The 13634-nt window shown below is 42.3% G+C and carries 11 protein-coding genes; 9 read left to right on the forward strand and 2 right to left on the reverse strand.

What is annotated here, in order from left to right; genetic code table 11:
• Positions 1–213: 213 nt before the first annotated feature.
• Positions 214–1419, forward strand: a complete 1206-nt coding sequence (gene msrB, locus JMY05_RS04185; RefSeq protein WP_201614236.1) for a peptide-methionine (R)-S-oxide reductase MsrB — start codon at positions 214–216, stop codon at positions 1417–1419.
• 130 nt (positions 1420–1549) lie between these two features.
• Here msrB and folE read toward each other — a convergent pair whose 3' ends face one another.
• The gene (gene folE / locus JMY05_RS04190; RefSeq protein WP_227678100.1) at positions 1550–2146 is read right to left on the reverse strand and encodes a GTP cyclohydrolase I FolE; all 597 of its coding nucleotides are present in this window, start codon (positions 2144–2146) and stop codon (positions 1550–1552) included.
• 353 nt (positions 2147–2499) lie between these two features.
• On the opposite strand from folE, the gene JMY05_RS04195 reads away from it, so the two are divergent.
• The gene (locus JMY05_RS04195; protein WP_045447404.1) at positions 2500–3306 is read left to right on the forward strand and encodes an enoyl-ACP reductase; all 807 of its coding nucleotides are present in this window, start codon (positions 2500–2502) and stop codon (positions 3304–3306) included.
• A gap of 110 nt (positions 3307–3416) precedes the next feature.
• Entirely contained in the window at positions 3417–4112 is a 696-nt protein-coding gene (locus JMY05_RS04200; RefSeq protein WP_087814274.1) for a YoaK family protein, read from the forward strand.
• Between the two features lie 49 nt (positions 4113–4161).
• Here the strand turns inward: JMY05_RS04200 and JMY05_RS04205 are convergent, their stop codons facing one another.
• Entirely contained in the window at positions 4162–4326 is a 165-nt protein-coding gene (locus JMY05_RS04205; RefSeq protein ID WP_176393024.1) for a hypothetical protein, read from the reverse strand.
• A gap of 531 nt (positions 4327–4857) precedes the next feature.
• Between JMY05_RS04205 and JMY05_RS04210 the strand changes: the two genes are divergently transcribed.
• The 6 genes from JMY05_RS04210 (at position 4858) to hrpA (ending at position 13598) form a co-directional block, all read left to right on the forward strand.
• On the forward strand, positions 4858–6279 hold the full coding sequence (locus JMY05_RS04210; RefSeq protein ID WP_201614238.1) for an SLC13 family permease: 1422 nt from the start codon (positions 4858–4860) through the stop codon (positions 6277–6279).
• Between the two features lie 140 nt (positions 6280–6419).
• Positions 6420–7220, forward strand: coding sequence for a metallophosphoesterase family protein (locus tag JMY05_RS04215; RefSeq protein ID WP_045447408.1), 801 nt, complete (start codon positions 6420–6422; stop codon positions 7218–7220).
• A 90-nt stretch (positions 7221–7310) separates the two neighbouring features.
• Positions 7311–7904 (forward strand): DUF1543 domain-containing protein, encoded by a 594-nt coding sequence (locus JMY05_RS04220; protein WP_201614239.1) that lies wholly within the window; start codon positions 7311–7313, stop codon positions 7902–7904.
• A 171-nt stretch (positions 7905–8075) separates the two neighbouring features.
• Entirely contained in the window at positions 8076–8393 is a 318-nt protein-coding gene (locus JMY05_RS04225; protein WP_045447411.1) for a hypothetical protein, read from the forward strand.
• Between the two features lie 45 nt (positions 8394–8438).
• On the forward strand, positions 8439–9197 hold the full coding sequence (locus JMY05_RS04230) for a hypothetical protein (protein ID WP_045447414.1): 759 nt from the start codon (positions 8439–8441) through the stop codon (positions 9195–9197).
• 213 nt (positions 9198–9410) lie between these two features.
• Positions 9411–13598: an ATP-dependent RNA helicase HrpA gene (gene hrpA / locus JMY05_RS04235; RefSeq protein WP_227678101.1), complete on the forward strand. Its 4188-nt coding sequence runs from the start codon at positions 9411–9413 to the stop codon at positions 13596–13598.
• The last annotated feature ends 36 nt before the right edge of the window (positions 13599–13634 follow it).

Raw genomic sequence — 13634 nt, forward strand, 5'->3', positions numbered from 1 at the left:
AGCACACTACGCTGTCCGTAATGTGCTCTTTTTTAATTATCATACTTTGTATCAAACTTATCTTATTAAGAAATTGTGTATAATTCAGAATTTTACTGTTTAATTATATTAAATAATATCTAATTACTGTTAAATTTTTATCACAATTTAGGTATAGTTTAGTGAGGTCAAAGAGTTACCATGGTTATATTATATTACTTTTAGGAGGTATCGATGAATCATAAATTAAAGACGGGCGCTATTGCGATGGCTGTAGCAGCCATCAGTATGGTTTTCGTTGGCTGTGCTGCCACCGAAAATACGCCCGCTGTGAAAAATACTGCCATCGATAATCCTTATGCGCCAACAGACCCAAATCTCGCAGTCGCTACGGTCGCTGGCGGTTGTTTTTGGTGCGTGGAAGCGGGTTATGAAAAAATACCTGGCGTTGTAGAAGTGGTCTCTGGCTATACCGGCGGTCAATCGACCAATCCAACTTATAGCACTGTATCAGCAGGCGGCACAGGGCATACTGAAGCGGCTCAAGTCTATTATGACCCGACGAAAATCACCTATAATGGTATCGTTCAAGCGTTATGGCGCATTGGGGATCCTACCGATGATAAAGGTCAGTTTGTAGATCGTGGTACTCAGTATCGTCCTGCTATTTTTTATAGTAATGCACAAGAAAAGCAGATAGCGGAAGCTGCTAAGCAATCACTGCAAGACTCTGGTATCTATAGCAAACCAGTTGTGATTGAAATTGTTGCTGCTAGCAAATTTTATCCTGCTGAAGAGTATCATCAAGATTATTATAAGAAAAACCCAATCCGCTATAAGGCCTATACCTTTAATTCTGGGCGCTATCAATTTATCGAAAGTGTCTATGGTAAAGACTACGAGCTGGATTTTAGCCAGTTTAAACCTACGGCGGCAGGTAGCGTACAGGCAATATCAAACAATGCGTCAGCTACTAAAGCTAGCACAGGATTCAATCCAGATACCTTTGTGAAGCCTGCACAGGATGAGCTAAAGCAGTCGCTCAGTGACATTCAATATAAAGTCACTCAAAAAGACGGCACCGAACGCGCTTTTGATAATAAATATTGGGATAATAAAGCGCCTGGGCTGTATGTCGATGTGATATCGGGGGAGCCACTATATTCCTCTCGTGATCAATACAAATCTGGCACTGGCTGGCCAAGCTTTACCCGTCCATTGAGCACGGATATGGTCGTTGAGAAGGAAGACCGAGGGATATTCGGAAGCCGTACCGAGATTCGTAGCCGCTATGCAGACTCACACGTCGGTCATGTATTTGACGATGGTCCAGCACCGACAGGCAAGCGCTACTGTATGAATTCAGCGGCAATGCGTTTTATTCCACTGGCACAGATGGAAGCAGAAGGTTATGGCAATTGGATTGATGAAGTAAGCTAGGTTAGTTAAGCCTCGTTATATTGCAATCAAGGATTGATTGCTAGTTATTAATGATAGCTATATTGAAAGGTACGCATTAAAAAAGGATACTTAAGTATCCTTTTTTTATTATCTATTATTACTTGAAGCGTTAGAATGCAGGTTGACGTCTAGGAATCGCACTCAAAAACTCATTGCGCGCTTGGTTATCATGGACAAATTCACCCAACATCGATGTTGTACGTGTGGTGGAGTGCTGCTTATTTACGCCGCGCATCATCATACACATATGTGCTGCATCCATCACTACTGCTACACCGCGACAGCCAGTGACATCCATGATAGTTTGTGCCACTTGTTCGCTTAAATTTTCTTGAACTTGCAAACGATGGGCGAACATGTCGACGATACGGGCAAATTTTGATAAGCCCAGTACTTGACCATTGGGTAAATAGCCTACATGAGCGATACCATGAAAAGGCAGCATATGATGTTCGCACAATGAATAAAATTCAATATTTTGTACCAATACCAGCTCGCGATTGCTTGATGGAAACAGGGCGTCATTGACGACTTCATCCAAGCTTTGATGATAACCTTGGGTTAGATGTGCAAAAGCTTTCGCGGCACGCATCGGCGTTTCTTCAAGACCGGGACGCTGTAAGTCCTCGCCAGTTGAGAGAATCAGTTGACGATAAGACTCAACGCTTTCTTGGTAATTTGATGCTATTGTTGGGGTGTTACTCATAAGTTTGGCAGCCATCCAAAATGTGGGTGTAGCTTAACGCTAAATCCCTAATTACGAACAGTCACAAATAACTGTGGTAAAGGATTTTTATAAAAATTGTGCAAGCTGGGAAGGGCTGTGATTATACTTGAAATCTACTTAACTTCATACTGCTGTGGCGAGCAGTTGGGCGTTTAATCAATATTAGACGCCATTATAAGGGAATACAGTTTACGACTGTTTACTTAAATTAATTCGTGTATAATGACTTATTTTATAATTTATGCTTTTTACGCTGTGATATTCATCGTATCTAATCACTCTAAATAACCTAATATGATTAAATAATTTTGATCGACCCAAAAGGAAATATTATGCTACTACAAGGACAACGATTTGTCGTGACAGGCATTGCGAGCAAACTGTCTATCGCTTGGGCTATCGCTGAGGCACTGCACCGTGAGGGTGCCTCATTAATTCTCACTTATCCTAATGATAAGATCAAAAAGCGTGTCGATATGGCAGCGGAGAAATTCGAAGCAGATTTGGTACTTGAGTGTGATGTGGCGTCTGATGAGTCTATCGCTGCCTGCTTTGAGCAAATCACTGCCCATTGGGGTGATGGAATCGATGGTGTGGTACATGCGATTGGCTTTGCGCCGATGGATCAGCTTGATGGCGATTTTGTTAAGGCAACGACCCGTGAAGGTAGTCAAATTGCCCATGATATCTCAAGCTATAGTTTTGTGGCATTAGCCAAAGAAGCCCGTGCTTTATTGGCCATGCGTCACGGTTCGATGCTGACATTGACATATGAAGGTAGTATCTCGGTATTGCCAAACTACAACGTCATGGGTATGGCAAAGGCCAGCCTCGAAGCCAGTGTTCGCTATCTTGCTACCTCTATGGGCGGTGAAGGCATTCGTGTCAATGCGATCTCAGCAGGTCCTATTCGCACGCTTGCTGCCAGTGGCATCAAATCATTCCGTAAAATGCTCGATATCAGCGAAAAAATCGCGCCGCTACAACGTAATATCACACAAACCGAAGTCGGTAATGCGGCGCTTTTCTTGCTATCACCTTGGGCATCTGGTATTACCGGCGAGATCATGTTTGTTGACGCAGGTTTTAATACTGTGGCTATCAGTGAGCAACTAATGATGCTTGATGAGCCGAAATAATCCACTTCAATAGTCGGTTATAGGGTTCTATAGATCAGGAAGGCAGCCAATAGGTTGCCTTTTTTGGTTATAATAGATGCTTTTTGGTGATAAGCCATTAGGCGGCGAATATGATAACCAAATTACCAAAGTGGATATTGTGGGGCGGGGCAGTACTGGCATTCAGTGCTGGCTGTGTTAACACTGCTGCGTTAATGGGGTTTACCAATCTATCGGTTTCTCACGTCACTGGCAACGTAAGCTTATTTGCAGCGGCTATTGCTTACTTGGATGTGCGTAGTATCTTGTATATCGGTGCGCTGCTATTGTCTTTTTTGGCAGGTGCGATACTGAGCGGTTATGTGATTGGGCAGACATCATTAAAGTTAGGTAGGCGCTATGGTAGTGCACTATATATCGAGGCGGCACTGTTAATGGTCAGCTACTGGTTGTATCAGCAGCATGATTATTTAGGACAGTTGGCAGCGGCAATGGCATGCGGATTACAGAATGCCATGGTAGCGACTTATAGTGGCGCGGTTATTCGTACTACCCATTTGACGGGTTTGACATCAGATATGGGCGCAGCGATTGGCAACTGGTTGGCGGGTCGATCGATTAGCAAACCGACATTAGGGTTCCAAGCCATTATTTGGTATTGCTTTTGCGGTGGCAGCGCCGTTGGAGCATTTTTATTCGCCAAGGTTGGCTATGAAGCGCTATTTGTACCCATTGCTATCGTTTTAACAGCAGCATTTATATATAACTACGTCTCAGATCGCTTGCCAGAAAAAAGAGAGCCAAAAAATAAAAGGCACTCATCATAACGATCAGTACCCTTTATTTTTTGCTTTGAGGTAATAATAAAGCTGTGATTTAGTTTTTACCTTCTTCCTTATGGTCTTCATGTTCATGCAACCCTTGCATCATATCGAGTGCAGAGTCATCGGTACGCTGCTGATCTTTTTTAGCCAAACTGTCTTGATTGATATCTCTCGGTGCCATTTTAGTGGTTGAATCTGTTTTATTTGCATCTGTCATAAAGTGCTCCTATTTATTGTTATTCATTTTCCGATATAAATACTAATAAAAAATAGTTGTTAAACTATTACTGGTATTAGAAATTTATTTTGACTTATTTATTATGAGATAGCACCATACGCTTGTACATACTAAGTGTACGCTTGTTTAGTGACGATGTGTAACTGCAACTCACAAGGCTTGCTGTTTAATTAGAAGCGATTACTTGGTTATAAGTTGCTCTCACTCACTCTCGGCGTTCGGTTCAAAAATTAAAAACTCATGAGATAAAAGTCATCTCTATAAAGTACCGTTTTAAAGTACCTTTCCTAAAACGCATTAAAGTAATTCTTTACTTGTGAAACAACCATATTTATTGCAAATTTTATAAGGTTTTTTTTATAAAGGCTTTGTTGCATCAGCTTTTTGTTATATATCTGTTATGATAACGGCGTATTTTTTGTGGTTGCTGGTTGAATAACCATTAATCGCTAACATGCGTTTTTATTTTAGCGTCTTTTTACACTGTCTTTGGGAAAATAAGGACATTTTATGTCAGAGCAAAAACTAGATAGCCATCTTCCTGATGATGGCAATGAGTATTTATTTACCGATACCTTTCCAAAGGGTACTGGTAAAGGGTTGATAGTGGTCGCTATTGCGGCGGTTATCAGTATGATTATTTATAATGTATTGCCATTCGATATCAATGCCAATAAGGGTCTTGCATTATTGTTCTTCATCGGCGTATTGTGGCTAACGGAAGCGTTGCACGTCACGATTACGGCACTATTGGTAGTCGTGGTTGGTGCCCTAGTAGGTATACCAGAATTCGATGCCGAAATAGGCTTACAAAGCTTTGCCAATCCGACCATTTATTTGTTTTTTGGTGGTTTTGCTTTAGCGGCAGCCTTGCATGTGCAGCAATTGGATAAAAAAATTGCCCTGAAGATTTTATCGATGTCAGGTGGCAAATTAAGCACAGCGGTATTTTTGATATTTGGCGTGACCGGATTTTTATCGATGTGGATATCGAATACTGCGACGGCGGCGATGATGTTGCCATTAGCACTGGGTATTTTAACGCAAGTTGACCGTGAAAAAGACCGAGGTACTTTTGTATTTGTACTATTAGGTATCGCTTATTCAGCAAGCCTTGGTGGTTTAGGTACGATCGTTGGTTCGCCACCAAATGCTATCGCTGCAAAAGCGCTCAATATTGCCTTTGTGGACTGGATGAAGTTTGGTGTGCCGATGATGCTGGTATTATTGCCGCTATTGTTAGGTGCAATGTATGTGTTTTTGAAGCCCAACCTGAACCGTAAAATTGTACTGGTTGAAGATGAGCCTATTGTATGGAATAAACCTCGCGTAGTGACGATTATCGTCTTTATTGTCACCGCATTGAGCTGGATTTTCTCCAAAAAGATTGGGGCTGCGCTTGATATTACGGATACTGATGCAGTGATTGCCTTATCAGCTGCTGCTGCTGTGGTCAGCTTAGGATTGGTATCGTGGAAGCAGGTGTCTGATAATACCGATTGGGGTGTACTCATGCTGTTCGGTGGCGGTATCGCCCTATCGACGATTTTGAAGGTATCAGGTGCGTCCTTGGTTCTAGGGGAGACGGTCGCTAATGCCTTGTCTTCTGCACCGCTTATCGTGGTGATGATTGCGGTATCAGCATTTATTATTTTCTTAACGGAGTTTGCTTCTAATACCGCTTCTGCCGCACTGCTGGTTCCCGTATTTGCTGCCATTGCAGAGCAGATGGGTTTACCACACGAAGTGTTGGTATTGGTCATCGGTATTGGTGCATCTTGTGCCTTTATGCTACCCGTTGCGACACCGCCAAATGCGATTGTCTTTGGTACGGGATTGATTAAACAGAGCGAAATGATCCGTACGGGTGTCATTCTTAATATCATTGCTACCTTTGTCGTCGGATTGTGGGCTTATTTCTTCTTAATATAGTTTATCAATCACATTAATCATAATTTATGAAACCCAATGTCTCAATGATCACGAGCCATTGGGTTTTTTGTTTCTCTTTTCTGTTCCTTTTTACGGTTAGTCGATGTATAACATAGTGATTTGTTAGGAAAATAAATAGGATGGCGCACTCTAACTCCAACTCTAATAACAAGCAATTAAATACTATCGCAGCTATTTCCGACATTCATAGTAATGTCTTCGCGCTTGAAGCCGTGCTGACTGATATTAAACAGCGCGACATTGATCAAATTGTTAATCTGGGTGATATTTTATACGGACCGATAGCCCCCAAAGATACCTATGCGCTCTTAATGGCACAGCAGAACGATATCATTATTATTCGAGGTAATCAGGATAGACAGATTTATGAAGCGACAACGGCGGAGATTGGCAACAACGCAACCATGGCTTTTATCATAGAGGACTTGCCAAAAGCAGCGGTTAAGTGGCTGCAGAATTTGCCGTTTGATTGTCATTTGAGTGAGAATATTTATCTGTGCCATGGGTCACCAACCGATGACATGGTCTATTTGTTAGAAAATATCGAGACGGGTCAGCCGACCTTACGTGATAATCTAGACATTTTGGCACAGCTTAACGGTATTGGCAGTTCAGTGATCGTATGTGGTCATACTCATATTCCACGTACAGTCACGCTATCGACAGGTCAGATAATCATTAATACAGGTAGTGTTGGTTACCCAGCCTATGAAGATGATTTGCCTATTTTGCATAAGATGCAAACCTATTCGCCCCATGCCAGTTATGTGCTTATTAAATGTGTTGATGCTGAACAGGGTAAATACTGGCAAACTGAGCATATCAAGGTGCCTTATGATTATGAAGCTGCGGCTAAACTGGCTTCAATGAATGGTCGCGAAGATTGGGCGTTTGCATTAAGGACAGGGCGAGTATTGTAACTGTAAAATGGTCGAAGATTCTTTAGTGTAAGCTGATAATATTCATTAGACTAACCATGAGTTTTATATCTTAAATAAGGACGTCGTAAAATGCCAACACTCTTTATGGTGCAGCTTGGTGGTCGCCCCAAAGGTCGTTTGATTGAGCAGCATGATATTTTCTTTGGTGTAGCCAATCAGGTAAGCGAGCTAATAAACGATATCAATAATCATTGGCCGGAAGTCAACAATAAATGGCATATTGATTCATATAGAGCGATTACCAAAGTGGGAAACCATACTGTTAAATTGATTGAGTCAGATAACCAAGCTGCGAATGATAATGGTTTAAAACTGTTCTTTATTAATTTAGGCGGCTATCAGCGAGGGAGTTTTGAAGAGTTTCATCATAAGCTACTTATCGTTGCTGCTACTCAAGCAGAGGCTATTAAACAAGCCAAACAAAGTACATTTTATAAAGAATTTACTTTTAAAGATAAAGACTCACCTTTTAATGCCGCATCGCATATTGATGATAAATTTGAAGTAGATATCGATGATATATACAACGTCAATGATCTTATCTCAAACGTACAGATTTTAATTGAGCCTACGATTCATAATAGTCACGAACTTGCAAATGCTGATAAAGATAAAGATTATGTTGGTTATCTAAGTATCAAGAATTTAAGGAAGTTACTTTAGGATTGTTATCAATTGACGAGACTAGAGTTTAATGTACTAAAAGCGGTTATATCTCCGTCACTCTTTGCAAGTTTTTAGACAATATATTTACATTTTCTGCGAAACCTCCTTTGACTGACAAGAATTTATTTCATTTTTAGTTTCATCATTTAATTAAGGACACACCCTAATATGGCTTTAAATATGTACTATAAAAATGGCATGATTCGCAAATCGCGTTGCCAACTCTCTGATGAGCTATTACCGACCCTTTATCAGATTCATGATAATGCTAAGTTTCCACAACTCACTTGGCTGATTGATAATATGTATGAAAATCCGCAGATTCAACCCGATGTCGCACAAGCCTTAGCTGATGAAATGGTAGCGTTTGAGAGGTTAATACTTTCGCTGCATCTGCCTTTTCCTAGGCTGCCATTACAAAAGTTGCAGAATTTCTTTATGGGGGCTGCTATTCGTCAACAGATTATTTATACAAGTAGCATGTGAGCTTACAAATAATTTATTCACAGAAATAAAATAGGACTGGCAGGTTTGAGAAATTTGATAAAAGGATTTGTTAAGTGGGTTATCGCAGGTATTGGTCTTGGGATAGGACTTTTTATTGTCCTAGTGGCTATAACACTTTGGGATAAAAAGGATAAACAAGACACATCGGACGACACTACAGCGGTATTGAGTAACGACACTGACAATGCTCGAAAAGAGAATAATGAGTCGTTTAACCTCCAGTTTACGGTCGAAGATCAAGACGTACCAGCAGGGTATAAGTTGACTGAGGATGGAAGCCTCATGTTGGATGCGCCCATTATGGGCATGGAGTGGGAGAGTATAGTGGACGAGAATGTCACTACTGAACCACGAATTTACGAACCTTTTATGATCTATCAATGCATCACAGAAGAGGGTGAGCATTTACGTTTGGATGTGATTAATAGCGATATTGGTTATATGCTCAAGTATTATTTCGCCACCCAAGGCAATCCTTTAAGATTAGAGGCGCAGCAAGCGACTGAGGATACCTATTATGCGATTCTTTCTAATGGTACTAATCTCGTTATGCGGGATCCGAATAATTACTATGAGATGACACAGTTTGAAGATAGCGATACCTCTTTTTATATTATTAATGCCATTACTGGTCAGGAGATGAATCATTTTTCTTGTGAGAATAACTCGATTGAAAAGGATCAGTATGCTTTGATTGCTCAGATGGAGCCAGAACATTTTAAATTTAAGCCTGTGACTAATGAGCTTAGAAATATTTTGACTGAGCGTTTTGAAAATAGGTAATAGCCTGCATAGTTGCTAGGCAAACACTACAACTACCTTGAATCACGCCCAAATTACCCTCATAATCTAACCACTTCCAAACAATAAATAGCCTAAGTGAATATGCCGAATACTTTTAAGAGTACCTCAAATATACCGACTGAAAACAATGCCAATGGGTTTAAATCCGATGAATTAAGTAAGTTAACAAACCCAAATAATGATAATTCAAATATGACAGAGAACAGTAATAAAGCGTCTTCACAACCTGATATGGTTGCTGATTTACCAGTACTCGCTAAAGACAGTTATTATTTAAGTCGTCTCGAGCGTGAGCTGGCAAGGGCTGCTGTGGCTAAAAATAAAAAAGATTTTGACGATAAAGCCAATGATGGGCTAACTAAAAAACGTGCGCAGTATGAAAAAATCAAGACACGCTCACAGCAAGCGGTGCAGGCACGTATGGATAGCATTCCAGAAAAACTGGCAGAAAAACTGAATCTTGATTTGCCCGTCAGTCAACGTGCAGAAGATTTAGTACAGGCAATTATTGATCACCAAGTCATTATTGTTGCAGGGGAGACGGGTTCTGGTAAGACGACGCAATTGCCCAAGCTGGCAATGCTGGCAGGTCGCGGTATCACTGGGCAGATAGGGCATACCCAGCCTCGAAGATTGGCCGCGCGCAGTGTGGCAAACCGTATCGCTGAAGAATTGGGCGAGCAGCTCGGTAATACTGTCAGCTTCAAGATTCGCTTTAATGAGCAGGGTACGGCGCAATCTGTTGTTAAGCTCATGACCGATGGTATCTTACTGGCTGAATTAGGTCACGATAGATTCTTGAGTAAATACGATACCATCATTATTGATGAGGCGCATGAACGTAGCTTAAACATTGATTTCATTATGGGTTATCTGAAAAAGCTACTGCCCAAACGTCCTGATTTAAAAGTCATTATTACCTCAGCAACACTAGATACTAGACGCTTTAGTGAATACTTTAGTCGTTATGATAATAAGCTCAAGCGCAACGTACCTGCACCTATTTTCAATGTCGAAGGTCGTAGTTTTCCAGTGGAAGTTCGTTACCGTCCCCTCACTGATGAGCCAGTGAACAGCTCGGATGATGACAGCTACGATGACTTTGAAGAAAATCTGCCACGTGCGGTCGTTGCCGCCGTCGAAGAATGCTTTGGCGATGCACAGAATAAAGGTCATGCTGACCAAGCAGACATCTTGATATTTGCCGCCACAGAAGCGGAGATTCGTGAGCTACAAGAGGTGCTTGAGCGTCATGGGCCAAAGCATACAGAAGTATTGCCACTATTTGCACGGCAGACTTATGAAGAGCAGCAGCGTATCTTTCAGCCCTCAGGTCGTGGTCGGCGTATCGTTATCGCGACCAACGTTGCCGAGACTGCGCTGACCGTACCGGGTATCCGCTATGTGATTGATTTGGGTTTTGCGCGGATTTCTCGTTATTCGTATCGCTCACGCGTACAGCGTCTACCCATTGAGGCAATCTCGCAAGCGGCTGCCAATCAGCGTAAAGGTCGCTGTGGTCGTGTCGCACCAGGGGTTTGTATTCGTCTGTATAGCGAAGAGGACTTTACCGGTCGTCCAGAATTTACCGAACCTGAGATTTTACGGACCAATCTTGCATCCGTTATTTTACAGATGGCCAATCTGCGCTTAGGTAGTGTTGATGATTTTGCCTTTATCGAGCCACCCGATAGCCGCTTGGTTACTGATGGGCATAAATTGCTTGATGAGTTAGGCGCGATTACCTCTAAAAATGAAGTAACTGCTGCTCATCAAAACAATAAGCCAAAACCAAAAAAAGGTCTCGACCATTTAAGCCTGACGCCAACTGGACAAAAAATGGCGCGTATGCCAATCGATCCAAGGCTAGCACGTATGTTGGTTGCGGGCAGTGATTTTGATTGTATCCGTGAGATGCTGATTGTAGTAGCGGCTCTTGCTGTACAGGATCCACGCGAGCGTCCTGCCAATAAACGTCAGCAAGCCGATCAAAAGCATGCGGAATTTCGTCAAGATGATTCTGACTTTTTATTCTATTTGAGTCTGTGGAAAGCATTATTTGAAAAAGATGAAGATGGCAATAAGCTGTCTGGCAATCAGCGTAAGAATTTTACCAAGAAAAACTATCTGAGCTTCCCGCGTGTACGTGAGTGGAATCAAACCCATCGTCAGTTAGTACAAATGGTCACAGACCTTAAGCTGACGGATGTTAAAGAGGCAAAAGCTTCCGATAAAGGAACCGATAAAAATGCTTCGTTAGAAAACATGACCAGCGACCCTACCGCGATCGAAGATGAAGAACTTAAAGCGGTTAAATATGCCAATTTACACCGCGCATTATTGACAGGTCTATTGTCTACGATTGCGCATAAAACTGAGAATCGCGGTGAATACTTAGCGGCTCGCCAGCAAAAAGCCAAAATATTCCCAGCCAGTACGGTATTTAAACAAGTACCACCTTGGGTCATGGCTTTTGAAGTGGTTGAAACCTCACAAGTCTTTATGCGCACTGTTGCCAAAATTGAACCAGAATGGATTATCTCAGCGGCAGGCGACTTATTAAAATACCATTACTTTGAGCCGCATTGGTCGAAGAAGACTGGACGAGTGAAAGCCTATGCGCAGATTAGTCTGTTTGGGCTGATTATTATTAGTAAACAGCTGACGAACTATGAGCAAGTGAACTTGGCTGAGTCGCGAGAAATCTTTATCCGTGATGGTTTGGTGACCGGTAATTTAGGGCGTCAAGCGCCATTTTTACAGCATAATATGGATAAAATTGCTGATATTGAACGCATTGAAGATAAGTTACGTCGCCGTGATTTGTTGGTTGATGAAGAAGCGCTGTATCAGTTTTATGATAAAAAAATACCTGAGCATATTGCCAGTCGCAAAGCCTTTGAAGATTGGCGTGCCGAGGTTGAAAAAACCGATACCAAATATCTATTTTTTACCGATGATGACGTGCTCAATAGCCAAGCACCGACCACAGGCGATTTTCCAGAAGTGTGGAAATTAGGTGATCTAAAACTACCGCTACGTTATGTCTTTGATCCGTCCAGTGAGGATGATGGCGTGACCATTCGTGTGCCACTTGCCGCGCTACCGCAGCTTGATGCGATTGAGCTATTGTGGGGTGTTCCTGGTTGGCGCTATGAGCTGGTATTGCAATTGCTCAAGTCACTACCAAAGGATATCCGCCGTCAAATTGTACCGATTCCTGATATAGCCGATAGCTTGTTTGATGAACTACAACCTGCTGGTGGACAAGGATTGCTCAAGCAGCTTTGCCAAGCGCTCAACCGTCGCGGCGTTATGTCAGTGACGCCTGATAGCTTTAATCCCTCTAGCATTGATCGCTATTTGCAGCCGCAAATTTGTGTGGTTGATGACAAAAACCGCATTATCGAAAAGGGTCGTGACCTGCAAACCCTACAGATTCGTCATGCTCAAGAGACCCGCCAAGCGGTGAATGAGCAGCAAGGTACGCATACTGAATTCCCTGAGCATTTTGCCTTTAGCAAAAATCATCATAGTGCAGGCGTGGTGATGAAGCAGTTTGCTGCGCTCGTAGCAGATGCGTCAGGTGAAGCGGTATCTATCCATCAATATACCGATGTCAATGCAGCGTTACAGGCACACCGTATCGGGGTTTTGACCTTGATAAAAGGTAAGCTTGGTGCGAAGAAAAAACAGCTGACCAGCCAAATTGATAAGATATTCAAATTGGCATTTGCACCACTTGGTGATATGGAGAAGCTAAAAACCATCGTCATCGACGCGGCATTGGACGCGTCGCTTGAAGAGCATTATGTGTTATTTGACCACAGTGCTGATTTGCCTGAAAGCGCTGATGATACTGCCGTAGCGCTTGCTGAAGAATTACCCTTTACGCCAGAAGAGTACGAGAAAACCTTGGAAGTGGTGTCGGTTAACTTTCTATTGACGGGGCAAAACGTTATAAAAATCCTTAAAAATGTCTATACTCGCTGGCAGCGTATTCGCCAAAGCTTACTCATGCTCGATCGAGAGGTATTTGGTGAGTCTATCGAAGATATCGAAGACCAATTAGAAGACTTACACTTGGCTGATTTTGTTTATCGCATGGATTATAGCCATTGGCAGCAGTATCCGCGCTATCTCGAGGCGCTGGAGATTCGTATTGAACGGCTTGAGCACAATCTCGAATCTGATCTCGAAGGAGTATACGCGCTTGATGTGCATATGGAGCGGTTGGCAAATCGTGCCCATGATAAAGCCATTAGTGAGTACCGCTGGATGGTCGAGGAGTATCGTATTCAGCTATTCGCGCAACCGATGAAAACCCGCATGGCAGTGTCACCGAAGCGCCTAAGCAAGATGTGGGATAAAATGAGTTAAGGATCGATTTGAGTTTTAAAACTTGCTAATTGACAA

Origin of the sequence: Psychrobacter sp. JCM 18902 (assembly GCF_904846615.1) — a bacterium.
GTDB lineage: Bacteria > Pseudomonadota > Gammaproteobacteria > Pseudomonadales > Moraxellaceae > Psychrobacter.

What these genes read in the sequence shown, in the direction of transcription:
- msrB (WP_201614236.1), top strand. Translation starts at nt 214, where the DNA reads ATGAATCATAAATTAAAGACGGGCGCTATTGCGATGGCTGTAGCAGCC.
- folE (WP_227678100.1), bottom strand. Translation starts at nt 2,146, where the DNA reads ATGAGTAACACCCCAACAATAGCATCAAATTACCAAGAAAGCGTTGAG.
- JMY05_RS04195 (WP_045447404.1), top strand. Translation starts at nt 2,500, where the DNA reads ATGCTACTACAAGGACAACGATTTGTCGTGACAGGCATTGCGAGCAAA.
- JMY05_RS04200 (WP_087814274.1), top strand. Translation starts at nt 3,417, where the DNA reads ATGATAACCAAATTACCAAAGTGGATATTGTGGGGCGGGGCAGTACTG.
- JMY05_RS04205 (WP_176393024.1), bottom strand. Translation starts at nt 4,326, where the DNA reads ATGACAGATGCAAATAAAACAGATTCAACCACTAAAATGGCACCGAGA.
- JMY05_RS04210 (WP_201614238.1), top strand. Translation starts at nt 4,858, where the DNA reads ATGTCAGAGCAAAAACTAGATAGCCATCTTCCTGATGATGGCAATGAG.
- JMY05_RS04215 (WP_045447408.1), top strand. Translation starts at nt 6,420, where the DNA reads ATGGCGCACTCTAACTCCAACTCTAATAACAAGCAATTAAATACTATC.
- JMY05_RS04220 (WP_201614239.1), top strand. Translation starts at nt 7,311, where the DNA reads ATGCCAACACTCTTTATGGTGCAGCTTGGTGGTCGCCCCAAAGGTCGT.
- JMY05_RS04225 (WP_045447411.1), top strand. Translation starts at nt 8,076, where the DNA reads ATGGCTTTAAATATGTACTATAAAAATGGCATGATTCGCAAATCGCGT.
- hrpA (WP_227678101.1), top strand. Translation starts at nt 9,411, where the DNA reads ATGACAGAGAACAGTAATAAAGCGTCTTCACAACCTGATATGGTTGCT.